The sequence below is a fragment of the Cupriavidus sp. GW822-FHT06G04 genome (genome assembly GCF_058799075.1).
This window is the reverse complement of record NZ_JBXALD010000002.1, coordinates 406,441-432,028: the sequence shown is the minus strand read 5'-3', so window position 1 is coordinate 432,028 and position 25,588 is coordinate 406,441. Positions and strand designations below refer to the sequence as shown.

25 protein-coding genes are annotated in these 25,588 nt (G+C 65.0%); 13 read left to right on the top strand and 12 right to left on the bottom strand.

Features of this window, described 5'->3' with window-relative positions; genetic code table 11:
• Positions 1–8 precede the first annotated feature (8 nt).
• Positions 9–440: an HNH endonuclease signature motif containing protein gene (locus AC1RKI_RS05995; RefSeq protein WP_490715126.1), complete on the bottom strand. Its 432-nt coding sequence runs from the start codon at positions 438–440 to the stop codon at positions 9–11.
• Positions 441–473: 33 nt separating this feature from the next.
• On the opposite strand from AC1RKI_RS05995, the gene AC1RKI_RS05990 reads away from it, so the two are divergent.
• Positions 474–1,415, top strand: coding sequence for an alpha/beta hydrolase (locus tag AC1RKI_RS05990; protein WP_492794506.1), 942 nt, complete (start codon positions 474–476; stop codon positions 1,413–1,415).
• A 90-nt stretch (positions 1,416–1,505) separates the two neighbouring features.
• Here the strand turns inward: AC1RKI_RS05990 and AC1RKI_RS05985 are convergent, their stop codons facing one another.
• The 4 genes from AC1RKI_RS05985 to AC1RKI_RS05970 all read right to left on the bottom strand — a co-directional run bounded on the left by AC1RKI_RS05985 (position 1,506) and on the right by AC1RKI_RS05970 (position 5,852).
• On the bottom strand, positions 1,506–2,183 hold the full coding sequence (locus tag AC1RKI_RS05985) for a LysR substrate-binding domain-containing protein (RefSeq protein WP_157779430.1): 678 nt from the start codon (positions 2,181–2,183) through the stop codon (positions 1,506–1,508).
• A 509-nt stretch (positions 2,184–2,692) separates the two neighbouring features.
• Complete coding sequence (locus AC1RKI_RS05980; protein WP_492794509.1) at positions 2,693–3,571, bottom strand: NAD(P)-dependent oxidoreductase; 879 nt, start codon at positions 3,569–3,571, stop codon at positions 2,693–2,695.
• Between the two features lie 52 nt (positions 3,572–3,623).
• Positions 3,624–4,769, bottom strand: a complete 1,146-nt coding sequence (locus AC1RKI_RS05975) for a methyltransferase (RefSeq protein WP_150979624.1) — start codon at positions 4,767–4,769, stop codon at positions 3,624–3,626.
• A gap of 141 nt (positions 4,770–4,910) precedes the next feature.
• On the bottom strand, positions 4,911–5,852 hold the full coding sequence (locus AC1RKI_RS05970; RefSeq protein WP_061952789.1) for a CysB family HTH-type transcriptional regulator: 942 nt from the start codon (positions 5,850–5,852) through the stop codon (positions 4,911–4,913).
• Positions 5,853–6,026: 174 nt separating this feature from the next.
• Here AC1RKI_RS05970 and AC1RKI_RS05965 point away from each other — a divergent pair, with 174 nt between their 5' ends.
• From AC1RKI_RS05965 to cobA, 7 genes are all read left to right on the top strand, one after another.
• The gene (locus AC1RKI_RS05965) at positions 6,027–6,800 is read left to right on the top strand and encodes a sulfite exporter TauE/SafE family protein (RefSeq protein ID WP_492794511.1); all 774 of its coding nucleotides are present in this window, start codon (positions 6,027–6,029) and stop codon (positions 6,798–6,800) included.
• A 115-nt stretch (positions 6,801–6,915) separates the two neighbouring features.
• A complete protein-coding gene (locus AC1RKI_RS05960) occupies positions 6,916–8,598 on the top strand; it encodes a nitrite/sulfite reductase (RefSeq protein WP_492794513.1) in 1,683 nt (560 codons plus the stop codon).
• Between the two features lie 19 nt (positions 8,599–8,617).
• Positions 8,618–9,196 (top strand): DUF934 domain-containing protein, encoded by a 579-nt coding sequence (locus tag AC1RKI_RS05955; RefSeq protein ID WP_061952783.1) that lies wholly within the window; start codon positions 8,618–8,620, stop codon positions 9,194–9,196.
• Complete coding sequence (locus AC1RKI_RS05950) at positions 9,193–9,999, top strand: phosphoadenylyl-sulfate reductase (RefSeq protein WP_492794515.1); 807 nt, start codon at positions 9,193–9,195, stop codon at positions 9,997–9,999. Before AC1RKI_RS05955 ends, AC1RKI_RS05950 begins: the two co-directional genes overlap by 4 nt.
• A 38-nt stretch (positions 10,000–10,037) precedes the next feature.
• Positions 10,038–11,009 carry a sulfate adenylyltransferase subunit CysD gene (gene cysD / locus AC1RKI_RS05945; RefSeq protein ID WP_061952779.1) on the top strand — a complete coding sequence of 324 codons (972 nt, stop codon included), beginning with the start codon at positions 10,038–10,040 and terminating at the stop codon, positions 11,007–11,009.
• 139 nt (positions 11,010–11,148) lie between these two features.
• Positions 11,149–12,453, top strand: a complete 1,305-nt coding sequence (locus tag AC1RKI_RS05940) for a sulfate adenylyltransferase subunit 1 (protein ID WP_492794517.1) — start codon at positions 11,149–11,151, stop codon at positions 12,451–12,453.
• Positions 12,454–12,492: 39 nt separating this feature from the next.
• Positions 12,493–13,287 (top strand): uroporphyrinogen-III C-methyltransferase, encoded by a 795-nt coding sequence (cobA, locus tag AC1RKI_RS05935; RefSeq protein WP_492794519.1) that lies wholly within the window; start codon positions 12,493–12,495, stop codon positions 13,285–13,287.
• Positions 13,288–13,408: 121 nt separating this feature from the next.
• Here cobA and AC1RKI_RS05930 read toward each other — a convergent pair whose 3' ends face one another.
• From AC1RKI_RS05930 to lptF, 3 genes are read right to left on the bottom strand one after another with little or no spacing between them, the layout of a single operon-like run.
• On the bottom strand, positions 13,409–13,798 hold the full coding sequence (locus AC1RKI_RS05930; RefSeq protein ID WP_061952775.1) for a sirohydrochlorin chelatase: 390 nt from the start codon (positions 13,796–13,798) through the stop codon (positions 13,409–13,411).
• A gap of 4 nt (positions 13,799–13,802) precedes the next feature.
• Entirely contained in the window at positions 13,803–14,969 is a 1,167-nt protein-coding gene (lptG, locus tag AC1RKI_RS05925) for an LPS export ABC transporter permease LptG (protein WP_061952773.1), read from the bottom strand.
• Positions 14,966–16,090: an LPS export ABC transporter permease LptF gene (gene lptF, locus AC1RKI_RS05920; protein WP_341248167.1), complete on the bottom strand. Its 1,125-nt coding sequence runs from the start codon at positions 16,088–16,090 to the stop codon at positions 14,966–14,968. The genes lptG and lptF overlap by 4 nt, the downstream gene beginning before the upstream one ends.
• Positions 16,091–16,254: 164 nt before the next feature.
• On the opposite strand from lptF, the gene AC1RKI_RS05915 reads away from it, so the two are divergent.
• From AC1RKI_RS05915 to AC1RKI_RS05905, 3 genes are read left to right on the top strand one after another with little or no spacing between them, the layout of a single operon-like run.
• Entirely contained in the window at positions 16,255–17,787 is a 1,533-nt protein-coding gene (locus AC1RKI_RS05915; RefSeq protein WP_061952769.1) for a leucyl aminopeptidase, read from the top strand.
• Positions 17,788–17,812: 25 nt separating this feature from the next.
• Positions 17,813–18,247 carry a DNA polymerase III subunit chi gene (locus AC1RKI_RS05910; RefSeq protein ID WP_061952767.1) on the top strand — a complete coding sequence of 145 codons (435 nt, stop codon included), beginning with the start codon at positions 17,813–17,815 and terminating at the stop codon, positions 18,245–18,247.
• A complete protein-coding gene (locus AC1RKI_RS05905; RefSeq protein WP_341248168.1) occupies positions 18,244–18,804 on the top strand; it encodes a hypothetical protein in 561 nt (186 codons plus the stop codon). The genes AC1RKI_RS05910 and AC1RKI_RS05905 overlap by 4 nt, the downstream gene beginning before the upstream one ends.
• Positions 18,805–18,975: 171 nt before the next feature.
• On the opposite strand, the gene ilvD is transcribed toward AC1RKI_RS05905, so the two are convergent.
• Positions 18,976–20,649, bottom strand: a complete 1,674-nt coding sequence (ilvD, locus tag AC1RKI_RS05900) for a dihydroxy-acid dehydratase (protein ID WP_244785957.1) — start codon at positions 20,647–20,649, stop codon at positions 18,976–18,978.
• 153 nt (positions 20,650–20,802) lie between these two features.
• Here ilvD and AC1RKI_RS05895 point away from each other — a divergent pair, with 153 nt between their 5' ends.
• Positions 20,803–21,804 (top strand): LysR substrate-binding domain-containing protein, encoded by a 1,002-nt coding sequence (locus AC1RKI_RS05895; protein WP_492794524.1) that lies wholly within the window; start codon positions 20,803–20,805, stop codon positions 21,802–21,804.
• A gap of 188 nt (positions 21,805–21,992) precedes the next feature.
• Entirely contained in the window at positions 21,993–22,811 is an 819-nt protein-coding gene (gene lgt, locus AC1RKI_RS05890) for a prolipoprotein diacylglyceryl transferase (RefSeq protein WP_061952759.1), read from the top strand.
• 139 nt (positions 22,812–22,950) lie between these two features.
• On the opposite strand, the gene AC1RKI_RS05885 is transcribed toward lgt, so the two are convergent.
• From AC1RKI_RS05885 to AC1RKI_RS05875, 3 genes are all read right to left on the bottom strand, one after another.
• Entirely contained in the window at positions 22,951–23,976 is a 1,026-nt protein-coding gene (locus AC1RKI_RS05885) for a M48 family metallopeptidase (protein WP_492794526.1), read from the bottom strand.
• A gap of 23 nt (positions 23,977–23,999) precedes the next feature.
• On the bottom strand, positions 24,000–25,076 hold the full coding sequence (locus AC1RKI_RS05880) for a YjgN family protein (protein ID WP_492794528.1): 1,077 nt from the start codon (positions 25,074–25,076) through the stop codon (positions 24,000–24,002).
• A 90-nt stretch (positions 25,077–25,166) separates the two neighbouring features.
• Entirely contained in the window at positions 25,167–25,571 is a 405-nt protein-coding gene (locus AC1RKI_RS05875; protein WP_492794530.1) for a hypothetical protein, read from the bottom strand.
• Positions 25,572–25,588 lie beyond the last annotated feature (17 nt).

The window sequence follows — 25,588 nt, the reverse complement described above, 5'->3', positions numbered from 1 at the left end:
CGGGTGAGTTACCTCCGCGTCTTGACGGTGCGGCTACGGTCGTAGAAGCCGGGCGGCTTGCGTGCGATCCAGCGGATGAAGTCGGCCATGACCGGGTGCGCACGCAGCGCGGTCCAGTCGTGATACGTGATGGCCAGCTCAGCTTCGGAAAAGACCGAATGGATTTTCTGATGGCAGACGCGGTGCATCGGTACCACTTCACGGCCGCCGCGGCTGCGCGGCACCGGATGATGCAGATCGGTGCTGGCGTCGTCCAGCAGCGGACGGCCGCACAACGGGCAGCGGTTGGCCTGGGCGGGCGCGTCGGCGATCGGCGGTGGGCCGAGTTGATCATCCTGGCCGGCGCGCAATCGGCGTTTGACGACCATAAGGTTCCGGGCGAACAGCGGTTGACGGTAGAAGGACAGCGCTTGCGGTAGGATAGCGCGCAACTGCGACACGCGTCGCCGCCGCGATCCCAATGGAGCCGAGCCATGTCCGCCGAGCCGACCCTCGATGCCACGCCTGCCAACAGCGTTGCCGCGCTGGCCGCCTTGCCCTCGCAGGATCCGGCCTTCTATGCGCAGGCTTACAACAATCGCGCGAACGTTCCGGACAATGCTGTCCACATGGCGCGTTGGGCTGCCGATTCGGCGTTGATGCGCGCCAGCGCAGTGACATATTTCGAGAATCTCGCCTATGGCGATCCGGACTCGCCGCTGGCTGCGACGGAAACGCTCGATTATTTCCCGGCCGCCTCGGTCGATGACGACGCATTGCCGCCATTGCTGGTGTTCCTGCACGGCGGCTACTACCGCGCGCTGGACAAGCGCGATCACAGCTTTGTCGCGCATGTGCCGACCCGCCGTGGCGTGTCAGTGGCGGTGATCAACTATGCGCTGTGTCCGGCCGTGACCGTAGAAACCATCGTGCGTCAGACGCTGCAGGCCGTCGCATGGCTGTACCGCGACAGCGAGCGGCTGGGACACGATCGTCGTCGTATTTTCCTCGCAGGGCATTCGGTCGGCGGCCATCTGGTGACGATGCTGATGGCCGCCCGATGGCCGCAATGGGGCAAGGACCTGCCGCCGGATTTGATCAAGGGCGGCCTCACTATCAGCGGCCTGTACGATCTGGAACCGCTGCGCCTGGCCGACTTTCTGCAGGTGGATCTGCAATTGACGCCGGCCGATGTGGCGCGCCTATCGCCCGCCTTCATGACGCCCGCCACGCGCGCCCCGCTGATCACTGCCGTGGGGGAACTGGAATCGAGCGAATATCATCGCCAGCATGCGCTGATCCGGGCGGCGTGGCCGCACAATGCGCGCGAGAATTTCCGCCTGAAGGGACGCCATCACTTCAACGTGATGGATGATCTGATGCGGGATGACAGCCCGTTGTCGCGGGCGTTGCTGGGAATGATTGCCGGGGCCTGACGCAACCTGCCGCGTCACCCGCCCCGCGTTGCCGGTGCGCTCCCGAATCTTTCCACGACCGTTCGCCGCAAACGATTCACTACGAACAATTTACCGCGACGGTTCGCCGCAAAGTCGGCGGCGGACTTCCGGTTGCGTCACGTAATCCACGCACCATTGCCGCACGCGGCCCTTCTTCTCCGGGCGATAGACCAGGAACAGGTGCGTGGCATGCTTCTGTTCCTCGACGGCGCGGGCCACCAGGCGGCCTTGCGCGATCGCGGCTTGTGCCATGTGTCGCGGCACGTAGCCGATGCCGGCGCCTGCTTCGATCAGCGCAATGGCCACGCCGAAGCCAGGCACGAACAGCGGCTTTTGTGTATTAAGCAGCCACGCGTGCTGCGGGCTGAAGGCCAGCGATGTGTCGCGGACGTAGACCGCCGGATACTTGCGCAGGTCGCTTGAACGTAGCGGTTGTTTCTGTTGCGCCAGCGGATGGTCGGGCGCGATCACGAAGTCCCAAGCGATCTCGCCCAGCGATTCGCTGATCAATGCGTCCGAATGCGGCACCCCGTGAGGCACGCCGATGACCAAGTCGGCACGATCGCCGTACCGCGCGTCCCAGCAGCCGTTGTACACCTCGCGCAGGATGCTCAGTTCCGTGGTCGGGAATTGCTTCTCGAATTCCAACACCAGCGCCACCAAGGCATCTTGCGCGATGATGTTGTTGACGGCGATGCGCAACTCACGCTCGACCGCGTCGTTTTCCAGCCCTGTGTTTTGTCGCAAGACTTCCATTTCGTCGATGATGCTTTTGCAATGGCGGACAAGAAATCGCCTGCCTCGGGTCAATCGGATTTGACTGCCATCGCGTTGGAATTTTTCTAGCCGGGTGCTGGTCTTCAGCTGGCGGCGCGCATCGCCGGTGGCCGAAGGCATGTGGCCGAAGTGTTCGGGAGCCGACGCGTGGACTGATTTAATTGTATAAAGGCGGGAATTCCAAGGTCGAGCAATGATTGGAGTTATTCCCGTAAATAATTTGCTGATATCAGCAATATCGCAAACGCCTCAAATTTAATGCGTCACGAATTAGCGATATTGCGGTTATTGCAATATCGCTGGTTCAGGTGGGGGAATTAAGGGGAGGGAGATACAGCGGAGGGGGAAAGTGTGGCGAGGTGTGGCGGCACGTCGCCACACCAGAAGGCATCGGTCTTATCGCGATTGCAGTCTTGCAGGCGCCGAAATCTTCAGCGCCTGGCGTCCTTAGGAATTCGCATCCCTCTACGATTCGAGCCTCAGTGCTTCGAATCCTTCAGTTCCAGCATGCGCAGCAGCGACGACGTATCGTCCTTGCCCCAGCCTTGTTCCATCAGTTCGCCCAGTTGTGCCGACGTGGCGCGCATGGCGGGCAGATCGAGGTCGATTTGATTGGCGATGTCGGCGGCAAGACCGAAATCCTTGGCATGCAGGCGCGATTCGATGCCGGCGGAAAAATCGCGCGACACCATCTTCGGGCCAAGCATGTCGAGCATGCGGCTGCCCGCCATGCCCGTCGACATGGCCTGGAAGACCTTGCCGGTATCCACGCCCTGTGCATTGGCAAAGCGCATGGCTTCGGCGATGCCCTCAATGTTCACCACCTGGGCAATCTGATTGCACAGCTTGGCGACCTGGCCTGCGCCGTTGCCGCCGATATGGGTGATGGTCTTGCCCAGGCATTCCAGCAGCGGCCGCACTTTCTCCAGCGCCTCGGCGCGTCCACCCACCATGATGGTCAGCGTGGCCGCCTGCGCGCCCACCGTGCCGCCCGACACCGGGCAATCCAGTGCTTCCATGCCTTTGGCAGCCAGCGCCTGCGCAATCTCGCGCGTGACGATCGGCGAAATCGTGCTGTGATCGATGCAGATGGTGCCGGGCGCCGCGCCCTCGATGACGCCGCCCTGGCCGAGCAGCACGTCGCGCACGTCCTCGGACGATGTGACGTTGGTGAACACTACTGCCGCACCGCGAGCGGCCTCGGCCGGACTGAAAAACGGTTGCGCGCCCAGCGCACGCGCGGCTTCGGCGGCCTCGGGGCGACGCACGAAAGCGCGCACGGTGTGTCCTGCGCGAATCAGATGGCCCACCATCGGCGCGCCCATCGCGCCCAGGCCGATAAATGCTACGGTGGTCATGAATGCTTCCCTTGTCAGATAACGTTGGCGCTCCGGCGCCACGCACGGTGCGTTACTTTGCGGCGAGGCGCCACAACGAGGTGACTTCCGCCTTGCGTGCGGCGAACAGCGGATCCTCGGCGTCGTTGGCTTTGGGATGGTGCGGACGCACATCGGAACGGCCCAGCACCTTCAACCCGGCTGCATCGATCCAGCCAAGCAGTTGGTCGCGCGTGCGCAGGCCGAGATGTTCGGCGAAATCGGACAGGATCAGCCAGCCCTGGCCGCGCGGCTCGAGATGCGCGGCCAGACCGTCGAGAAAACCGCGCAGCATGCGGCTGTCCGGATCGAATACGGCGTGTTCGATGGGCGACGCCGGACGCGCCGGCACCCACGGCGGATTGCAGACGATGAGCGGCGCGCGGCCTTGCGGGAACAAGTCGGCCTCGATGATCTCGACGCGGTCGTCGAGCCCCAGGCGGGCGATGTTCTCGCGCGCGCAACCGAGCGCTCGCGCATCCTGATCGGTGCCGATCACGCGCTCGACACCCCGCTCGGCAAGCAGCGCGGCCAGGATGCCGGTGCCGGTGCCGATATCGAACGCCAGCGCGGTCGATGGCAGCATTTCGCGTGCCACAAGTTCGAGATATTCGCCGCGCACCGGCGAGAACACGCCGTACCACGGGTGAATCCGTTCGCCGAGGATCGGAATCTCCACGCCCTTGCGACGCCATTCGTATGCGCCGATCAAGCCCAGCAGCTCGCGCATCGACGCCACATAGGGCTGGCTGGATGGACCGTAGACCTGCTCGCACGCCTCGCGTACGTCCGGTGCGCGGCGCAGCGGCACCACGTGGCCGGCCTCGAACGGCAACAGCAGCATGCCCAGCGTGCGTGCACGCTGCGATTGCGCCAGACGATGCTTGTGAAACGCTTCGGTGAGGCTGGCGGGCGCCTTGTCGGCGTTGCGCGATTTGCGCTGCGGCTTGCGGTCGACGCGTCGCGCCATGGCCTGCAGCAGTTGCCGCGCATTCTGGAAATCGCCGCGCCAGAGCAGGGCGGTGCCTTCGCTGGCCAGCCGGTACGCGGTATCGGCCGGGGTCTGGTCGTCGGCAATCACGACGCGCTTCGGCGGCGGCAGTCCGGCTTCGGAGCGCCACAGCGCGCTGCGCTCGGCGCCGTCCTCGGTCCATTCGATTGTCGGGAGGGAATCAGTCACGGGTATCTATATAGAAGGGGAATCCTGACGCGCCAGGCGCGCGAGGAGGATGAAGCGATGTGGCTCCGGCGGGGCGCGCCGACCGCGTCGTCGGCAACGGTCGGGCCGCCCCAAGGCGCCGGAGTGATGGAAGCCTGCCGCTTACAGCTCGTAGGCCTCGTGGTCGCCCGACATGGCCTGTTCCACAAGCTTGCGGTTCAACGTCGGCGAGAACAATTCGATAAATGTGTAGACAAAGCTGCGCAGATACGCGCCCTGCTTCACGGCGAGGTGCGTGACATTGGTGCCGAACAGGTGTCCGGCAGGAATGCCGCGCAGGTTGCGGTCGCGCTCGGGATCATAGGCGAGTCCGGCCACGATGCCGATGCCCAGGCCAATCTCGACGTAGGTCTTGATCACGTCGGCGTCGATCGCTTCGAGCACGATGTCGGGCTGCAGCTGGCGCAGCTCAAAGGCCTTGTCGATCTTGGGCCGGCCGGCGAAATTCACGTCGTAGGTAATCAACGGGAAGGTCGCCAGGTCTTCCAGCGTCAGGTGTTTCTTTTCCAGCAGCGGATGATCGGGTGGGGTAATCACCATATGCTGCCATTGGTAACCGGGCAACGACACCAGCGCCTTGTCGCCGGAGATGCCCTCGGTGGCGATGCCGAGGTCCGCCTGGTCGTGGAGAATCATGTCGGCAATCTGCGACGGGTTGCCCTGCTGAATCGACAAACGCACCTTCGGGTAACGCTTGGTGAACTCGGCGATCACGCGCGGCAACGCGTAGCGCGCCTGCGTGTGGGTGGTCGCAATCGTGAAATTGCCCTGGTCCTGCGCCGCGTAGTCCTTGCCCACGCGCTTCAGGCTTTCCACCTCCTGCAGGATCTTCTCGACCGATGTCAGGATGCGACGACCCGGCTCGGTCAGGCTGCGGATCCGTTTGCCATGCCGTGTGAAGATATCGACACCCAGCTCTTCTTCCAGCTCGATGATGGCTTTTGAGACACCGGGTTGTGACGTATAAAGCGCTTTGGCGGCTTCTGTCAGGTTGAAGTTTTGCCTGACGGCCTCACGCACGAAGCGGAACTGGTGAAGATTCATATAACTTGGGCCGTATAAACAAACAACTTCTTATTAGTTTGAGATATGAGGCGAGTTTATTACGATTCTCGAACTTTGTTAAACGTTCGCCTGCCCGTATTGCGTCCGCGCCCGGCCTGAAAAGGTGAGGCCGGGCTCGCAGCGGCGCCAGGCGCAGTCGAGAAAAGCCCCCGCATGTCCCTTGCCTATACCGTTTCCGGTCTGCTGGTAGGCCTCCTGGTCGGTCTGACCGGCGTGGGCGGGGGTTCGCTCATGACGCCGTTGCTGACGCTGCTGTTCGGTTTTTCTCCGGCCACCGCCGTGGGCACCGATCTGGCGTTTGCGTCGATTACGAAGGGATTTGGCACGCTCGCGCACCGCGCGCACGGCCATGTGCAATGGCAGGTGGTGCGCCGCCTGTGCCTGGGCAGCCTGCCTGCCGCGCTGGCCGCGATCCTGGTGCTCAAGAGCGCCGGCGAGCTCGATGCGCGCTGGCTGCACGCGATCCGCCTGACGATCGGCGTGTCGGTGCTGCTGACGGTGGTGTCGTTGCTGTTCCGCAAGCAGATGCTGGCCTGGCTGGCGCGCAATCCGCGCTACCAGCTCGAAGGCCGCGCGCAGGTGGCGGCCACCGTGATCGTTGGCGCCGTGATCGGCGTGCTGGTGACGGTGTCGTCGATTGGCGCGGGCGCCGTCGGCGCGACGCTGATCCTGCTGCTGTATCCCCATATGAAGCCGGCCGAAGTGGCCGGCACCGATATCGCCTACGCCGTGCCCCTCACGGCGGTGGCCGGGCTGGGCCACGTGTGGCTCGGCACCGTTGACTGGAATTTGCTGCTGGCGCTGCTGGTGGGTTCGATCCCCGGCATCTGGCTCGGCGCGCAACTGTCGCGGGCGCTGCCCGAACGGCTGCTGCGCGCGGCGCTGGCGACGACGCTGACGCTCGTCGCCATCAAGCTCGTTTCGTGAGGTCGGCCATGGATGAACGTGTCGCCATGTCGTGTCGTCATACGGCCCTGCCGTGCTGACGGCTCATCCCTGACCCGCCTTCTCAACATTACCGAATACTGAACGGACCCACGCCATGTATCAGTACGATCAATACGACCAACGAATCGTCAACGAGCGCGTCGCGCAATTCCGCGACCAGGTGCGCCGCCGCCTGTCCGACGAGCTGACCGAGGAAGAATTCCTGCCGCTGCGCCTGCAGAACGGCCTGTACATGCAGCGTCACGCCTACATGCTGCGCGTGGCGATTCCGTATGGCCTGCTGGCCTCGAAGCAGATGCGGATGCTGGCCCATATCGCGCGCGAATACGACCGCGGCTACGGCCACTTCTCGACGCGCCAGAATATCCAGTACAACTGGATGGAACTGGAGCGCGTGCCCGACGTGCTGGCCGATCTGGCCAGCGTGGAAATGCACGGCATCCAGACTTCCGGCAACTGCGTGCGCAATATCACCACCGACCAGTTTGCCGGCGTGGCGCCCGATGAAAGCGTCGATCCGCGCGTGCTGGCCGAACTGCTGCGCCAGTGGAGCACGTTCCAGCCGGAATTCGCGTTCCTGCCGCGCAAGTTCAAGATCGCGATCTCGGCATCGAAGGATGACCGCGCCGTGGTGCAGATGCACGACATCGGCATCTATGCCTACCGGAACGCGCAGGGCGAAACGCGCCTGCGCATCCTGGCCGGCGGCGGCCTGGGCCGCACCCCGATCCTCGGCACGGTCATCAAGGAAGACCTGCCGTGGCAGCACATGCTGACCTACGTCGAATCGGCCATCCGCGTGTACAACCGCTACGGTCGCCGCGACAACAAGTACAAGGCGCGCATCAAGATCCTGGTGAAGGCCATCGGCGCAGAGAAGTTCGCCGCCGAAGTCGAGGAAGAGTGGCAGCACAGCAAGGACGGCCCGGGCACGCTGACGCAGGCCGAATTCGACCGCGTGGCGCAGTATTTCCAGCCGCCCGCCTATGAAAAGCTGGCCGATACCGACGCGACGTTCGAAACGCATCTGCTCGAGAGCAAGGCCTTTGCACGCTGGGTCACCCGCAACGTGCATGCGCACAAGGTGCCCGGCTACGCCGCCGTGACGCTGTCGACCAAGCCGGGCCCCGCGTCGCCTCCGGGCGATGCCACGGCCGAGCAGATGGACGCGGTGGCAGACTTCGCCGACCGCTTCGGCTATGGTGAGCTGCGCGTCGCGCACGAGCAGAACCTGGTGCTGCCCGACGTCAAGAAGCGCGACCTGTTCGCGCTGTGGGAAGCCGCCCGCAACGTGGGCCTGGCCACGGCCAACATCGGCCTGCTGACCGACATCATCGCGTGCCCGGGCGGCGATTTCTGCTCGCTGGCCAATGCCAAGTCCATCCCGATCGCGCTGGGCATCCAGCAGCGCTTCGACGATCTCGACTACGTCTACGACTTGGGCGAGATCTCGCTGAACATCTCCGGCTGCATTAACGCTTGCGGCCACCACCACGTCGGCAACATCGGCGTGCTGGGCGTCGATAAGGATGGCTCGGAGTGGTATCAGGTCACGTTGGGCGGCGCGCAGGGCAACGAGTCGGCGATCGGCAAGGTCATCGGCCCGTCGTTCAGCGCCGAGGAAATGCCCGATGTGGTGACCCGCATCATCGACACGTTCGTGGCCAACCGTGCTGGCGACGAGCGCTTTATCGACACGTTCGCCCGTATCGGCATGGCCCCGTTCAAGGAGCGCGTGTACGCCGACAAGCAGCGTGAAGAACGCGCCGAAGCCTGACGAACGAGAGAGACCGAACATGGCAAAGATCATTCAACTGCAACGCGACGCCGCCGACCAATTCCGTCCTGTCATCGTCGAAGACAACTGGACCGTGCTGCGCGCGACCGAAGCCGAGCCGCTCGACGAGGCACGCATTGCTGCCGCGGCGCAGGGCAGCGACGCCGTACTGTTTCCGCTGAGCGTGTGGAAGGCCCACGAGGCGCTGCTGGCCGGCCGCGACAAGGCGATCACCGGCGTGTGGCTGGCGCCCGAGGACGAGCCGGGCGACGCCGAAGCGCTGTTTGCGCGCGTCAGCGTAGTGGCCGTGGATTTCCCGGTGTTCCGCGACGGCCGCGGATTCTCGTCGGCCTACCTGCTGCGCACGCGCTATCACTGGGCCGGCCAGTTGCGCGCGATCGGCGATGTGCTGCGCGATCAGCTCAACTTCATGAAGCGCTGCGGCTTCGACGCATTCGCGGTGCGCGCCGACAAGAACATCGAAGACGCGATCAAGGGTTTCACCGAATTCACGGTGGCCTATCAGGCGTCGGTGGACGAGCCGCTGCCGCTGTTCCGCCGCGCGCGTGCCGATGTGACGGCAAGAGGCTCGGTATGAGCAGCGTGATCTCGGCAATCCCCGTGGTCGAGGAATCGGCCGCCATGTCGTCACTGCGCCCCCCAGCGCTGTGGACTACGCCGGTGTACACGGGATCGATCGAAGCGCTCGAGGCGAAGGAGCGCGAGCTGGCCCAGCGTCTGGCCGGTATCGCCGCGCGCTTCTACCGCGCGCGCTTTGCCACGAGCCTGGCAGCCGAGGACATGGTGCTGACCGACGCGATCCTGCGCGGCGGCGAGGCGGTGCGCGCCGGCATCCGCGTATTCACGCTGAACACCGGCCGCCTGCATGCCGAAACGCTGGCGGTGCTCGACCAGGTGAATACGCACTATGGCTACACGATCGAGCAGTTCACGCCCGATCAGGAAGCTGTGGACAACTACATCCGCAACAACGGCCTGAACGCGATCTACGACAGCGTGGACCTGCGCAAGAGCTGCTGCGCGATCCGCAAGGTCGAGCCGCTGAACCGCGCGCTGTCGCACGCCGACGCCTGGATGACGGGCCAGCGCCGCGAACAGGCCGTGACGCGCGCCGAGCTGCCGTTCGAAGAACTGGATGAGGCGCGCGGCATTCCCAAGTTCAATCCGCTGGCGGACTGGACCGAGGCCGAAGTGTGGGCCTACCTGACGCGCCATGACGTGCCGGTCAACGCGCTGCATGCCAAGGGCTATCCGAGCATTGGCTGCGAGCCGTGCACGCGCGCCGTGAAGGCGGGCGAAGACCTGCGCGCCGGACGCTGGTGGTGGGAAGGCCGCGACACCAAGGAATGCGGACTCCACGAGCAGAACATCAAGCACTGAACAGAACAATCGAGCAGAACAATCGAGGCCAGAACGACATGGGCATCATGAACGACATCGCAGACGCAGGCGTGGCCGCCAACGTGGAACACCTGCTGCAGGTCCAGAACGATCATCTGGATCGGCTGGAAGCCGAATCGATCTACATCATTCGCGAAGTGGTGGCCGAGTGCCGCAACCCGGCGCTGCTGTTTTCCGGCGGCAAGGACTCGATCGTCATGCTCCATCTGGCGCTCAAGGCGTTCCGGCTGGGCGATCGCAAGGTGGAACTGCCGTTCCCGCTGGTGCATATCGACACGGGGCACAACTATCCCGAAGTGATCGCGTTCCGCGACCAGCGCGTGGCCGAACTGGGCGCTCGCCTGGTGGTGGGCCATGTGGAGGACTCGATCAAGCGCGGCACCGTGCGCCTGCGCAAGGAAACCGATTCGCGCAATGCGGCACAGGCCGTGACGCTGCTTGAGACCATCGAGGCGCACAAGTACGACGCGCTGATGGGCGGCGCGCGTCGCGACGAGGAAAAGGCGCGCGCCAAGGAACGCATCTTCTCGTTCCGGGACGAATTCGGCCAATGGGATCCGAAGGCGCAGCGTCCGGAACTGTGGAGCCTCTACAACGCACGCATGGCGCAAGGCGAGCAGATGCGCGTGTTCCCGATCTCGAACTGGACGGAGCTCGATGTATGGCAGTACATCGCGCGCGAAAACCTGGCGCTGCCGCCGATCTACTACGCGCACGAGCGCGAAGTGGTGCGCAAGAACGGCCTGCTGGTGCCGGTCACGCCGATCACGCCTAAGCAGGATGGCGATGTGAGCGAAGTGCTGTCGGTACGCTTCCGGACCGTTGGCGACATCAGCTGCACATGCCCGGTGGCCAGCACCGCGGCGTCGCCAGTCGAGATCATCGCCGAGACCGCCGTGACCGAAATCACCGAGCGCGGCGCCACGCGCATGGACGACCAGACCAGCGAGGCGTCGATGGAACGCCGCAAGAAGGAAGGCTACTTCTGACACCGGACGCATTCGCGGGCACAGCGCGCCGTGACGCGCGCGACCGCGTACCGATGCACACGTCGCCATCCCGCGCCTAGCGCTGTATCCCGTCTATGCGCCGGAACATGCGGCGTCGAGAATGAACAGGAAAGATCATATGTCTCACCAATCTCAACACCAGGGCCTGCTGCGTTTCATCACCGCGGGTTCCGTCGATGACGGCAAGAGCACGCTGATCGGCCGCCTGCTGTTCGATAGCAAAGCCGTGCTGTCCGACCAACTGACCGCGCTGGCCAACGCCAAGAACAAGCGCACCGCCGGCGAGCAGATCGACTTCTCGCTGTTGACCGACGGCCTCGAGGCCGAGCGCGAGCAGGGCATCACGATCGACGTGGCCTATCGCTACTTCTCGACCGCGCGCCGCAAGTTCATCATCGCCGATACGCCGGGGCACGAGCAGTACACGCGCAACATGGTCACCGGCGCGTCGACGGCCCACGCGGCCATCGTGCTGGTGGACGCCACGCGCGTCACCGTCGAGAACGGCCGCGCGCAGTTGCTGGCCCAGACCAAGCGTCACTCGGCCATCCTGAAGCTGCTGGAACTGCAGCACGTGATCGTCGCCGTCAACAAGATGGATCTGGTCGACTACAGCGAACAGCGCTTCAACGAGATCCGCACCGCGTACACCGAACTGGCCACGCAACTGGGCCTGAAGGATGTGACGTACGTGCCGGTGTCGGCGCTGCGTGGCGACAACATCGTCTACGCGAGCGACGCCATGCCGTGGTACCAGGGCGAGCCGCTGCTGCCGCTGCTGGAAGCGCTGCCGGTTGAGGACCCCGCACCCGAGGGCGACGCCACGCTGCGTTTTCCGGTGCAACTGGTGGTTCGCCAGGATGGCGCGCAGTCGGACGATTTCCGCGGTTACGCGGGTCGCGTCGAGGCGGGCACCGTGCGCGTGGGGCAGAAGCTGCGCGTGCTGCCGGCCAATCGCGAGGCGGTCGTGGCCGAAGTGCTCACCCCCAACGGCGCGGCCGATTCGGCAAGCGCTGGCGATACGGTGACCGTGCGCCTGTCCGAAGATGTCGATGTGTCACGCGGTGACATGTTCGTGGCGTTCGACGCGGCCGCCACGGCGGCCAAGAAGCTGACCGCCGACCTGTGCTGGTTCGACGACGAATCGCTGAACCCGGCGCGCAAGTACGTGCTCAAGCACACTACGGCCAGCGTCTTCGCGCGGGTGTCCACGGTCGACCGCGTGCTCGACGTACACACGCTGTCGCAGGAAACCGGTCGCCGCGACATCCACCTGAACGATATCGGCTCGGTGCAGATTTCGCTGCAAAAGCCGATCGTTTGCGATACCTACGGCGATAATCCGGCCACGGGCGCATTCGTACTGATCGACGAGGCCACCAACCATACGGTGGCGGCGGGCATGATCCGTGCGTATGCCTGATATCGTCCCGAGCGGACAGCCAGCGCAATGGTGAGCGAGATGAATGGGCAGCAGGGCAAGTCGACAGGCAAGGTGTACCTGATTGGTGCGGGACCGGGCGCGGCCGACCTGATTACGGTGCGTGGCGCACGGCTGTTGGGTCAGGCGCAGGTCGTGCTGCACGACGCGCTGGTGTCGCCCGAGATGCTGTCCTGGTGCGCGCAGGCCGAACTGATCGAGGTGGGCAAGCGCTGCGGACAACGGTCCACGGCCCAGTTGTTCATCAACCGCCAGATCGTCGACCTCGCCACCAAGTTCGAACGCGTGGTGCGCCTGAAAGGCGGCGATCCGATGCTGTTCGGCCGTGCCGACGAGGAGCTGCAGGCGCTGGAAGCGGCCGGTATCGAATACGAAGTGGTGCCGGGCATTACCGCGGCGCTGGCCGCGGCCAGCGCGATCGCCAGGCCGCTGACCAAGCGCGGCGTGTCGCGCAGCGTGGCCTTTGCCACCCAGGCCAAGGCGGCCGATGCGATCGACGTGCAGGCCGATGTAAAGGCCGACACGATCGTTTACTACATGGGCCGCGACCAGGCTGCGCATATCGCCGCGCAACTGATTGCGCACGGCAAGCCGGCCAGCACACCGGCCTGGGTCGTCGAGGCGGCGACCACGCCCAATCAGCGCAGCCACCAGTTCACGCTGCGCCAGATGGCGGCAGGCGAGGCTTCGCGCTGGATGGATCCGGTGCAGCCAAGCCTGCTGATGATTGGCGAGGCGCTGGCGACGCGCGCCTCGGAATGCGCCGATGCTGGCGATCTGGACGACGCGGGCCCCGCGCACGAACGGGCCGCATAGAGACTGCGAAAGGCGCTGGGTGTAGGCGCCGGGTGTAAAGGCAAAAAGGCCAGAGTTCATCGCTCTGGCCTTTCTTTTTTCCGCATTCGGGCTGGATCCGGCCCTGCGAGTCCCGCGCGCCTTACCCGGACGCGGCCGGTGCCACCACTTGCACGCAGTACGCCGCGATCGCATCGAGCACGCTGTCCACTTCGCCCACCGCAGACGACACGCGGATGTCCAGCGATGGATGCCGTGCGCGGCATGCGTCGATCAGCAGCGGAAAATCGCGCCGCAGGTGTCCGCCCTGGCCAAAGAACACCGGGACCACGGTCACCACGCCAATCCCTTCGGCCGCCAGTTCGGCGATCGCATCGGCAAGCGTGGGCGGCATCAGTTCGAGAAACGCCAGACGCACTGCGCAGTCAGGCCGCAGCGCCGACAGCCGGGCGTGCAGGCGGTCGAATGGCTCGCGCCAGCGCGCATCGCGCGCGCCGTGGCCGAACAGGATGATGGCCTGGGTGGTTGTCATCGGCTCAGTGTCGATCCACCCAGCGCAGCGCCGACAGCGCCACCATCAGGTACAGCGTGCCGGGCACCAGCGCGGAAACGATCGGCGGCCACGTGTGCAGCAGCCCGACATGCGAAAACAGCGTGTTGGACAGGTGGAACGACAAGCCCAGCATGATCCCGCCAAACACCTTGACGCCAACTGCCCCGGCCCGCGCATGCAGGTATGCGAACGGCAGCGCCAGCGCCACCATCACGAACAGCGTGAGCGGATAGACCACCTTCTTCCAGAAAGCGATCTCGTAGCGCTGCGTGTCCTGCTTGTTGTCGCGCAGATGGCGGATATAGCGGAACAGGTCAAGCGTCGACATTCGCTCGGGCGTGACCAGCAGCACCGACAGGATCTGCGGCGTCAGTTCCGAATGCATCACCATGTTCGGGAACAGAACCTGCTCGGCGCGGAAATCGGGCGCCAGCGCATCGCGCGCTGCGGCCACCTGCGCCGTCGTGCCGGCGGCCTCGCGCAGTTCGATGAAGCGGGTCTCGTTGACATCGTTGAGCTGCCATTGCTGCGCGCCCTGGTAGCGGCCTTCCTTGGCAACGCGGATCACGCGCAGGCGGTAGTCCTTGTCGAATTCGTAGATTGTGATGCCCTGGATCGACTGGTCTGCCTTCAGCCCCTGCACGTTGACAAAGCGCGTGATCTCGCCCGAATTGTCGCGATCCCGGTCCTTGACCCACACGCCGGAGCGGAATCCCGCCGAAACCGTCGCGCCCACCGCTTCAAGCTTGATCTTCTGCGCGTACTGTTCCGCGGCCGGGCCGATGAACTCGCCGAAGATAAACGTGGTGAGGGCCAGCGGCACCGCGAGCTTGAACAGCGAAAACAGCGCCTGCCGCGTGTTCAGCCCGGCCACGCGGAAGATCGTGTATTCGGACTGGCTGGCCAGTTGGGAGAACACGTAGATCGCACTGATCAGCACCGCGATCGGCAGCACCTCATAGATGCGCGTGGGCGCCTGCAACATCACGTGGAAAAACGCCACCAGCGATGTGTAGTTGCCCTGTACGCTTTCCAGTTCGCTGAGCATGTCGAAGAACACGAACAGCGCCAGCACCGCAAACAGGATGAACGCGAAGACGCCGTAGATCAGGCGCGCGAAGTAACGCTCGTAGACCGACAGGATCCTCATGCCTTGCCCCCGGCCGCGCGCTTGCGGGGTCCCAGCCCGAATACCGCCCGCCAGCCGCCCAGGCTGCGGTTCTGCCGGTAACGGAACAGCATCAGCGCACAGATGAACACGATCACGTGGATCGGCCACAGCGCCATCCAGAACGAGAGCGAGCCGGATCGCACCCAGGCCTGCGCCAGATTGATCATGTTGCTGTAGGTCAGGTAGATCAGCACGGCGAAGACCAGCGGCGTATAGCGGCCCAGTCGCGGATTCACATAGGCCAGCGGAATGGCGATCATCACGAAGTTGAAGGCGAGGATCGGCAGCGAGAGGCGCCAGAGCAGTTCGCCCAGGTTGTCGCGCGTGGGATTGCGGATCAGGTCGATGGTGTCGCGGCTCTTGGCGGGGAGGTCCGCCTCGGTCTCGGGCGGCTTGTTGTCGACCTTGACCGCATATTTATCGAATTCGAGGATGCGATAGTCGAGCTGGCCCGGCACGCCTGCGTAACGGCGGCCGTGCTCCATGACCACCAGGCGGTCGCCGTTGGGCTGGGTCTCGAACTGGCCTTGATGCGACAGCGCCACGCCGATCTTGCCCGCTTCGGCATTGGCGACGAACACGTTGCGCGCATGCTTCATGTCGGCGTCGATGCCTTCGATGAACAGCACGTAGTTGCCGTTGGCTGGCTCAATAAAACGCCCCGAGGCGATCATCGACAGCACGCCGCGCTGCTGGAAGCGGTCGCGGAACAGCGAACTCTGCTGGTTGGCCCACGGCCAAGCGAACACGCCCAGCAGCAGCGCCATGACGAAGAACGGCGTGGCGAACTGCAGCACCGGCTTCACCAGGTCGCGCAGCGAGATGCCGGCCGAGAACCACACCACCATCTCGGAATCCTTGTACCAGCGCGTCAGTACGATCAAGGTCGAGATGAACAGCGTGGCCGACAGCAGGATCGACAGATAGCCGATGGTGGCCAGGCCGATCAGCATCAGCACGTCGTTGGGGCTGGCCTTGCCATTGGCGGCCATGCCCAGAATGCGGATCACGAGCGACGTGAGCATGAACGTCAGCATCACCAGGAACACCGCACCGGCGGTGTAGGCGAGTTCGCGTCGCAGGGCTTGTTGAAAGATCATGCGGGATCGCTTCCGGCTTCCGGCCGGAACGGGCGATGCGCCGGGGGCCGAGGGACTGGCAGGACCGCGGGCTGTCAGCTTGCAGGATCGGCGGCGGCAGATCGCGGATGAAAATCGCGGATAATGGGGGCTTTCTTTTCGACGAGCCCCTGGAAGGAAGCGCGATGGAATTTAGCACAAAAGCTCTGGATCTGAGCAAAGCCGGCCAAAATGGTTTCCTGGCCACGAAGACCGACTGCCTGGTGGTCGGCCTGTTCGAAGGCCAAAGCCTGGCCGGTGTGGCCAAGGTGCTGGACGTGGCCACCAAGGGGCTGGTGGCACGCCTGGTCAAGCAGGGCGACTTCGAAGGCAAGCGCGCAACGCAGCTGATGCTGCATGAAGTGGCCGGCATCGGCGCGGCCCGGGTGCTGCTGGTGGGCCTGGGCAAGGAAGCCGACTTCACCGACAAGGCGTTTGCGGAAGCGGTGCGCACCGCGATGCGTGCGCTGGGCGGCACGCGCGCCGCGTCGGCACTCTGGTGCCTGGCGCAGCAGCCGCCGCTGCAGCGCGACGTGGCCTGGGCGGTCATCACCACGATCTCGATCGTGCGCGACGCCGGCTATCGCCTGCTGGAACGCCATCCCGAACTCAAGCGCGCGCCCAAGGGCCCGGCCGCGGCCGACAAGCCCGCGCTGCGCAAGATCGTGCTGGCGGTGGACGCCAGCGACGCCAAGGCGGCCACGCAGGCTGTGGTGCGCGGCACCGCCATCGCCAACGGCATGGAGCTTGCGCGCGACCTGGGCAACCTGCCGTCCAACATCTGCACGCCGACCTACCTGGCCAACGCCGCGCGCGGCATCGCCAAGCGCCACAAGCTCAAGGCCGAGATCCTGGGCCGCAAGCAGATCGAGGCGCTCAACATGGGCGCCTTCCTGGCCGTGACCAAGGGCAGCGTCGAGCCGCCGCAGTTCATCGTGCTGCGCTACGACGGCGCCAGCGCCAAGCAGGCGCCCGTGGTGCTGGTGGGCAAGGGCATCACGTTCGATACCGGCGGCATTTCGCTCAAGCCCGGCGAGGGCATGGACGAGATGAAGTACGACATGTGCGGCGCCGCGTCGGTGCTGGGCACGATCCAGGCCGTCGCCGAGATGGGCCTGAAGCTGAACGTGATCGCCGTGGTGCCCACCTGCGAGAACATGCCGGCTGGCAACGCCACCAAGCCGGGCGACGTGGTCGTGAGCATGTCCGGCCAGACCATCGAAATCCTCAACACGGACGCCGAGGGCCGCCTGATCCTGTGCGACGCGCTGACCTACGTGGAGCGCTTCAAGCCGGCCGCCGTGGTGGATGTGGCCACGCTGACCGGCGCCTGCATCATCGCCCTGGGCAACGTGAACAGCGGCCTCTACGCGCGCAGCGACATGCTGGCGGACCAACTGCTGGCCGCCGGCAAGACGGCCATGGACACCGCGTGGCGCATGCCGCTGGACGACGAATACCAGGAGCAGCTCAAGTCGAATTTCGCCGACATGGCGAATATCGGCGGGCGTCCGGCGGGCAGCGTGACGGCGGCGTGCTTCCTGGCCCGCTACACCGAAAAGTACGACTGGGCCCACCTTGATATCGCCGGCACCGCCTGGAAGAGCGGCGCGGCCAAGGGCGCCACCGGCCGTCCGGTGCCGCTGCTGACGCAGTTTCTGATGGATCGCGCGTCCTAAACCGACCGCATCAAGGTAGCCAGCGATGACGCGAATCGACTTCCACAGCAACGTGCCGGACACCCTGGCCTACGTCTGCCGACTGGTCCGCAAGGCCTATGGGGCAGGGCAGAAGGTGGTGGTGTACGGCGCGCCGCAGCAGCTCTCGCAGCTTGACGCGCGGCTGTGGTCGTTTTCGCCGCTCGACTTCCTGCCGCATTGCGGGCTCGACAACCCCAATGCGGCAGTGACGCCGATCATCCTGGCCGCCACGCTCGAAGGCGTGCCGCATCACCAACTGCTGGTGAACATCGCACCGGAAGCGCCGCCGCAGTTTGCCAGTTTCGAGCGCCTGATCGAGGTGATCGGGGCCTCGCCGGACGCGCGCGAGGCCGGTCGCGAGCGCTATCGTTTCTATCGCGAGCGCGGTTATCCGCTCACTCACCATGACATCGGGCAGGCCAAAGGAGAATCGGCATGAGCGAACGCACGACATCGCGGGTGATCCCGCGGCTGGGCCCGCATGACAGCGTGCCGCTGCTGACCGAGGTCGTCGAGCTGCCTGACGAGGTGTTCGCGCCGACCCAGCCGCCCACGCAGTCACCCACTCAGGCGACTGCGCAGCCCGCGCAAGCGCAGCCGCCGCGCGCGGCAACGGTGATCGACACCGCGGACATGCCGGAGTCGGGCATGGTCACGTCAGTCGGCGATACGGAAGCGATGGCCGACATCGCAAATGTTGCCGACATCGGCGCGGCGGCCGATGTGCGCTCGCCGCAGGTCGACGCGGCCCCGTTCATGCCGGGCGAAGACGATTTGCGCGCGGTGCGCACGGAACTGCTGACGCGTGTGATGATGCGCTTTCGTACCGAATGGCCACAGGTGGTAGAAGCCCACACGGAGGCGACGCTGCAGTCGCGGCTTGCGCCGCTGACGGCGCAGTTGGCCAGCGAGCTGACGCAGGCGCTGGAGGCGCGACTGGTGGAATGGCTCGATGCAACGCTCGAGGAGATCGAGCGCGATCCGGGCGGCGTTTAGGCGGGGCGCGGCCGCGCTGCCGGTTTCTGAGACGCATAAGGCAAGGCCCGCACTGGTTGCGGGCCTTGTCATTTGCTGGCGTCGTTTGCGGACGTCGCTCGTGTGGCGTCGATTGCGCAGGCTCGCTCGGGCGGGCCTCGCGACGGTGGATCCCGCCGCGCATCCGCAATGTCAGTCCGTCACGGCGCCCTTGCTGGCGGTGGACGCCAGCTTGGCGAACTTCGCCAGCACGCCGCGTGTGTAACGCGCCGGCGGCTGGGTCCAGCCGGCGCGGCGCCTGGCCAGTTCCTCGTCCGGAACGTTCAGTTGCAGCAATAACTGATGGGCGTCGATCGTGATCGAATCGCCTTCCCGCACCAGCGCGATGTTGCCGCCCGCGTACGCTTCGGGCGCGACGTGGCCGACCACCATTCCCCAGGTGCCGCCCGAGAATCGGCCGTCGGTGATGAAGCCGACCGATTCGCCAAGCCCCTTGCCGATGATGGCGGAGGTGGGCGCCAGCATTTCCGGCATGCCCGGTCCGCCCTTCGGGCCCAGATAGCGCAGCACAAGAATGTCGCCAGCGTTGATCTTGTCGCCAAGGATCGCCTCCATCGCGCTTTCCTCGTTTTCGAACACGCGGGCCGGGCCGGTGATGACCGGATTTTTCAGGCCGGTGATCTTGGCCACTGCACCTTCCTCGGCCAGGTTGCCCTTCAGGATCGCCAGGTGGCCTTGCTTGTACAGGGCCTTGTCGATCGGCATGATCACGTCCTGATCGGCGCGCGGCTGGTCCGGTACGTGTTCCAGTTCCTCCGCCAGCGTGCGGCCGGTGATGGTCAGGCAGTCGCCGTGCATCAGGCCCGCGTTGAGCAGGATCTTCATCACTTGCGGAATGCCGCCGGCGCGATGCAGGTCGGTGGCCACATACGCGCCCGACGGCTTCAGATTGCAGATCACCGGCACACGTCGGCGGATGCGCTCGAAATCGTCGATGGTCCATTCCACTTCGGCCGAGTGCGCGATGGCCAGGTAGTGCAGCACGGCGTTGGTCGATCCGCCGGTGGCCATGATCAGCGACACCGCATTCTCGATCGACTTGCGCGTGATGATGTCGCGCGGCTTGATGTCCTTCTTGACCGCTTCGACCAGTACACGGGCCGATTCGGCGGCGCTGTCGACCTTTTCCTGGTCGGGGTTCGCCATGGTCGACGAATACAGCAGCGACATCCCCAGCGCTTCGAACGACGAACTCATCGTGTTGGCCGTGTACATGCCGCCGCACGAACCGGTGCTCGGACACGCATTCCTTTCCACGCCTTCGAAATCTTCCTCGCTCATGCGTCCGGCCGTGAATTCGCCGACCGCTTCGAACGACGACACGATGGTCAGGTCCTTGCCCTTCCAGTTGCCGGGCTTGATGGTGCCGCCGTAGACGTAGATGCCGGGCACGTTGGTGCGTGCCAGCGCAATCATGCCGCCGGGCATGTTCTTGTCGCAGCCGCCGATCACCACCACGCCGTCCATCCACTGGCCCTGGGTCGCGGTCTCGATGCAGTCGGCGATCACCTCGCGCGAAATCAGCGAGTACTTCATGCCTTCCGTGCCCATCGACATGCCGTCCGAGATGGTCGGCGTGCCGAAGATCTGCGGGTTGGCGCCAGAAGCCTTCACGGCATCGACCGCCGCATCGGCCAGGCGCTGCAGGCCGGCGTTGCACGGGGTGATGGTGGAATGACCATTGGCGATGCCGACCATCGGCTTGTCGAAGTCTTCCTTCCGATAGCCGAGCGCGTAATACATCGAACGATTGGGGGAGCGCGCCACGCCTTGCGTGATGTGCTGCGAACGCTTGTTGAATGCCATGGGTGTCTCCGGGGGAATTGTCGGCGCGCGGCACAACGGGGGGGCGCCGGGCGTGTTGTGCGGACAAGCATGCCGCTTGCGTTTTATCGTGTCAAATATATTATTTGAGGCCTATTGAGTCGAAAAACATATCAAAAGGACGGGTGCTTTACGGTGGATCTGCGCCAATTGCGTTACTTCGTCACGGTGGCCGAGGAGCTGCATTTCGGCCGGGCGGCGCGGCGGCTGGCGATGACCCAGCCGCCGTTGTCGCAGCAGATCCAGGCGCTTGAGGAGGAAATCGGCGTGCAGCTGTTTGTGCGCACGCGCCGCTCGGTGATGCTCACGCCTGCCGGCCAGCAATGGCTGCCCGAGGTGCGCCGTGTGCTCGGCGATGCCGCGGCGCTGCCGGGGCTCGCGCAGCGGCTGGCGCGTGGCGAGGTGGGATCGCTGGCGCTGGCGTTTGTCAGCACGGCCGACTACGGCATCCTGCCCGACCTGCTGCGGCACTTCCGCGCGCGCCATCCGGAAGTCCAGTTGCAGCTGCGGGAAGCCACCAGCGACGTCCAGCTCGAGGCGCTGGTCGAAGGGACGATCGACGCCGGACTGGTCATCGGTCCGCAACTGGCGGTGATGCCGCCAGGCTTGTCCTACCTGCCGCTGGTCCGCGAACCGCTGGTGCTGGCCGTGCCGGACGGCTGGCAACCACCCGGCGGCACCGAGCTCTCGGCGACCAAGGCGTCGGCGCAATCATCGGCCCGGGGAACGGCACCGACCGCAGCGCCGACATCGGTGCTGCTGCGCGACGCCGCGCACGAACCGCTGATCATTTTTCCGCGCCGAAGCGCGCCAGCGTTTTATGACATCATTACGGGCCACTATGCGCGCGACGGGCTGACGCCGACGATTGCCCAGGAAGCGATCCAGATGCAGACGATCGTCAGCCTGGTGTCGGCGGGCATGGGCGTGGCGCTGGTGCCGGCATCGTTGTGCAACCTGCGCCGGACCGGCGTGTCATACCTGCCGTTGCGCGATGCCGCGCCGGAGATCGAAACCGGCCTGGTGTGGCGCAATGGCGGAGCGGGCGTGGCGCCGGTGCTGCGCTCGTTCATCGAGATCGCCAGCGGACTTGCGCAGGCCATCGGGCTTGCGCATGACGACGGCATCCACGCATGACGCGGCACCATCGCGCCGTATCCGCTGCAAGGTGGCCGTCGTCCGCCGACCGTTACGCCCGAATCGTCACGTATCGCCCGTACACTGTGGGGCCGCCGCAGACCCGTCAGGGCCGCACCGGATCGCCATGACACATCGCGGCACGATGCCGCTCCAATCACCGACTACCGCAAACTTTTCGCTACGCCATGCTCGTTCATCCGCAATTCGACCCGGTCGCCATTCATCTGGGGCCGCTCGCCATCCGCTGGTACGGCCTGATGTATTTGGCTGGCTTCATCATGTTCCTGTGGTTTGGCCGCCTGCGCATCAAGCAGCCGCATATCGCCGCGCGCGGCTGGGTGTCGCGCGATCTCGACGATATGCTGTTCTATGGCGTGCTGGGCGTGATCCTGGGCGGTCGACTCGGCTATGTGCTGTTCTACAAGCCCACCTACTACCTGACGCATCCGCTCGAGATCTTCAAGGTATGGGAAGGCGGCATGGCGTTCCATGGCGGCTTTCTGGGCGTGCTGATCGCCATGTGGGTGTTCTCGAAGGTGCGGCGCCGTCATTGGACGGAAGTGACCGATTTCATTGCGCCGATGATTCCCTGCGGGCTGGCGGCTGGCCGCATCGGCAACTTCATCAACGGTGAACTGTGGGGACGTCCCACCGACCTGCCGTGGGGCATGATCTTTCCGCAGGCCGGCGACAACATCCCGCGCCATCCGTCGCAGCTGTATCAGTTTGCGGGCGAGGGCGTGGCGCTGTTCATCATCCTGTGGCTGTTTGCACGCAAGCCGCGGCCGATGGGCGCGGTGTCCGGCGTGTTCCTGATCGGCTATGGCGCATTCCGCTTCCTGGCCGAGTTCACGCGCGAACCCGACAGCTTCCTGGGTTTGCTCGCGCTGAAGCTGTCGATGGGCCAATGGCTGAGCCTGCCAATGATCCTGGCGGGCGTGCTGATGGTGGTGTGGGCGTATCGCCGGCAGGCGAACGGCGCCGCGGCGGGCGCCGCGCGCTGACGCTGATATGTGTGGCGCTCTCCGGCAAGCCGGGGAGCTTCGTGTAGACATGGTGGCCGGCGGCATGGCGAGGCGCCGGCGCCAGGGCGCCTTGCCGCGCGGGAGTAGCCCGATCGGCCCGGCGCGGCAGTCAGCGCGCCTACTGCTGCCGGATCGCTTCGATGCGCTCGCGCGTCAGCGGGTGACTCGAAAAGAAGCTGGCTTCGTCGTCCTCGTCGGCGGCAGGCTTGCGCGCTTGTCCGCGACCATGCGCGTCTTCGAGTTGCTGGAGCGCGTCGGCAAATGCCGACACCGGCAGGTGATTGTCGCGCATGACCTCCACCGCGAACGCATCGGCTTCGCGCTCGTGCTCGCGTGAATAGCGCATCGACATCATCGCGGCCGGCACCGCGGCAAGCAGCGAAGACACGTCCCCCAGGAAATACGCCGCCAGCGCGCCCACCGCGGACGCCTGGAAGGCCTGCTGCAGGCCATGGCGCTGCGCCACATGCCCGGCCTCGTGCGCCAGCACGCCCATCATGCCCGGGCCGCTGCCGATCGCCTTCACCAGTTCGTCCGTGACAACGATGGTGCCGCCGGGCAGCGCCAGCGCATTGGCGCCCAGGCGCTTGCCCTGGCGAAACAGGATCTGGTAGTCGTGATCCGGATCGTCGGGACGCCGCAGCGCGGCGAAGTCATTGCGAATGCGCTGCTGTCGCGCGCTGGGCAGCGTGCTCGGCGCGACCATGCCTTGGTCGAGGCTGTCGAGCGTGGCGCGTCCCAGTTCCGTTTCGATCGAGGCCGGTATCGTGCGCGCAACCAATGCGGCCGTCCAGGGCAGCAGGTACACATAAGAAAACACCAGGAACAGCAGCAGCCCCGCCAGCGCCAGGCCGGTGAGGCGCCAGCTGTTCTGCGCGCGCGACACCAGCCCTTCGCGATGACCGGTGGCCGCCAGGATCGCGTCGAAGGCGGCGTGGTCTGCGATTTCGCAGTACGCGCCGTCGTCGAACGTCACCAGCCGCGGGCCGCGCTTGATGCGCTCCGATACGCGCACCGACGACAGCGGTGCGCGGCGCAACTCCAGGCCGTCCGCGCCTTGCAGGATCGCGTGCCCATCGCGAACCGTGAGCATCACCGGATGCGCGCGCGACGAGCGCGTGTCGAAGTATTGCGCGGCAACCATGGCGGTCTCTCCGAGGCTCCCGATCAGAGTGCGATGTCGATGTCGTACCAGTCGACCGCCGCATCGCCGAGCGCACCCACGTGCTGCTGTTCGCCCGCCACGAAATCGTCGAGCTGGCCCACCGCGATCATCGTCATCGATTCCACGCGATAGCGCACCGACCGCACGCGCGCGAACGGATAGAAGAGCCCGAGCGTCAGCATCGTCAGGATCAGGTTGGTCAGCACAATCACGAACAGGCGGCCGGCGCGCACATCGCTGGCAAAGCGATGCGGCGCCAGCGTCGTATGGTTCCACACGAGGTTTTGCATCTTGGCCTGGAAGTACGGCCCGATCAGCATCAGGCCCGCGTACATGCCGAACACCATCAGTGCAATGCCCAGCGCCACCGCACCTGTCGACGAGCCTGTAAACAGCCCGAGCGTGCTGCCGACGATGCCGCCGCCGATCAGCAACGCCAACACCATTCCCACCGTACGCAGATACACGCCATAGAACGCGCCGGCCGTGGCGTTGAATGCGAATGGCGCCGTGCCGAAGCGCGTGTTGCGGTGCTGGTATTGCTTGAAGCGCTGATGCGCAAACGGCGCCAGCAGATAGAGCGACAGCACCGTCAGGATCGGCCAGAGCAGAAAGACCAGATAGCCCTCGCTGTCCTTGCCGGTGAAGGCGAAGCGCAGTCCACGATAGCTGGAATTTGCCATCCGGAACCGCAGCGAGCGCACCAGCAAAAAGGGGAAAGTAGCCGCCGCTACCAGCGCGATCAAAGCGCCGAAGGCGGGGGATGCTGCCATCGCCGCCTGGTAGCCCAGGATCAGCACGAAGATGATCGCGCGACCCTTCAATATCGCCTTGGCGCTGCCGTGATAGTCGAAGCTGGCGCCATCGAGCGAGGTGTTCCGATAGAAGTACTGCAGCGTGCGGACCTTGGCCCAGGCCGAATAGATGCCGAACGTGACGATGGTGAGCAGCGTGTTGACGATCCAGATCCGGAAGTATTCCGAGCCCGATCCCACGAAGGAAAACTTCAAGTGCCGCGGCGTGGCGTCGGCTTGGGCGCCGAAGTCGGCGCTCAGGGTGAATCGATCTTCCCAGTCCATCAAATGACCTCTCCGTTTGGATTTGCTTGGCGCCTGTTCGGTTGGCTTTCGGCGCTTGTTTCACAATTGCAACCACTTGGTGCGTGGCGTTCATGCGCTGTGCGCCGCATTCTCGCATCGCAGCGTGAGGTTTTGGCCACAATCGATGACGCTGACGGCGTCAGATGCCATTCGCAGCGTCCGCGAGGTCGTAACGACGAAGAAACATCCTGTTACATAACCCGTCATGTGTAACAAGTATAGAACCGTCCACGTCAATAAAATCAACGTCTTACAGACGATGGCACGGTCCTCGCTATAGATCCTGTTACAAGAAAGCGAGGCGGCAAGCAGCCGCTTGCGGCGATACCACAGGGTGAGCGCGCAGATAAAAGCGCGGGTGTCGCGGCAACCGACGAAAGCGAAAACGGGAAAAAGCGCGGGAAAATCTGCACCGGTATCGGTGCTTGAACGGGGCGGGCGCAGGGCAACGCCGGAAAACAATCTGACCCACATGCGTTCGGCGCGCCTGG

Coding starts and splice junctions, on each gene's coding strand:
- AC1RKI_RS05990 (WP_492794506.1), top strand. CDS start 474: ATGTCCGCCGAGCCGACCCTCGATGCCACGCCTGCCAACAGCGTTGCC.
- AC1RKI_RS05980 (WP_492794509.1), bottom strand. CDS start 3,571: ATGACCACCGTAGCATTTATCGGCCTGGGCGCGATGGGCGCGCCGATG.
- AC1RKI_RS05970 (WP_061952789.1), bottom strand. CDS start 5,852: ATGAATCTTCACCAGTTCCGCTTCGTGCGTGAGGCCGTCAGGCAAAAC.
- AC1RKI_RS05965 (WP_492794511.1), top strand. CDS start 6,027: ATGTCCCTTGCCTATACCGTTTCCGGTCTGCTGGTAGGCCTCCTGGTC.
- AC1RKI_RS05960 (WP_492794513.1), top strand. CDS start 6,916: ATGTATCAGTACGATCAATACGACCAACGAATCGTCAACGAGCGCGTC.
- AC1RKI_RS05955 (WP_061952783.1), top strand. CDS start 8,618: ATGGCAAAGATCATTCAACTGCAACGCGACGCCGCCGACCAATTCCGT.
- AC1RKI_RS05950 (WP_492794515.1), top strand. CDS start 9,193: ATGAGCAGCGTGATCTCGGCAATCCCCGTGGTCGAGGAATCGGCCGCC.
- cysD (WP_061952779.1), top strand. CDS start 10,038: ATGGGCATCATGAACGACATCGCAGACGCAGGCGTGGCCGCCAACGTG.
- AC1RKI_RS05940 (WP_492794517.1), top strand. CDS start 11,149: ATGTCTCACCAATCTCAACACCAGGGCCTGCTGCGTTTCATCACCGCG.
- cobA (WP_492794519.1), top strand. CDS start 12,493: ATGAATGGGCAGCAGGGCAAGTCGACAGGCAAGGTGTACCTGATTGGT.
- AC1RKI_RS05930 (WP_061952775.1), bottom strand. CDS start 13,798: ATGACAACCACCCAGGCCATCATCCTGTTCGGCCACGGCGCGCGCGAT.
- lptG (WP_061952773.1), bottom strand. CDS start 14,969: ATGAGGATCCTGTCGGTCTACGAGCGTTACTTCGCGCGCCTGATCTAC.
- lptF (WP_341248167.1), bottom strand. CDS start 16,090: ATGATCTTTCAACAAGCCCTGCGACGCGAACTCGCCTACACCGCCGGT.
- AC1RKI_RS05915 (WP_061952769.1), top strand. CDS start 16,255: ATGGAATTTAGCACAAAAGCTCTGGATCTGAGCAAAGCCGGCCAAAAT.
- AC1RKI_RS05910 (WP_061952767.1), top strand. CDS start 17,813: ATGACGCGAATCGACTTCCACAGCAACGTGCCGGACACCCTGGCCTAC.
- AC1RKI_RS05905 (WP_341248168.1), top strand. CDS start 18,244: ATGAGCGAACGCACGACATCGCGGGTGATCCCGCGGCTGGGCCCGCAT.
- ilvD (WP_244785957.1), bottom strand. CDS start 20,649: ATGGCATTCAACAAGCGTTCGCAGCACATCACGCAAGGCGTGGCGCGC.
- lgt (WP_061952759.1), top strand. CDS start 21,993: ATGCTCGTTCATCCGCAATTCGACCCGGTCGCCATTCATCTGGGGCCG.
- AC1RKI_RS05885 (WP_492794526.1), bottom strand. CDS start 23,976: ATGGTTGCCGCGCAATACTTCGACACGCGCTCGTCGCGCGCGCATCCG.
- AC1RKI_RS05880 (WP_492794528.1), bottom strand. CDS start 25,076: ATGGACTGGGAAGATCGATTCACCCTGAGCGCCGACTTCGGCGCCCAA.
- AC1RKI_RS05875 (WP_492794530.1), bottom strand. CDS start 25,571: ATGTGGGTCAGATTGTTTTCCGGCGTTGCCCTGCGCCCGCCCCGTTCA.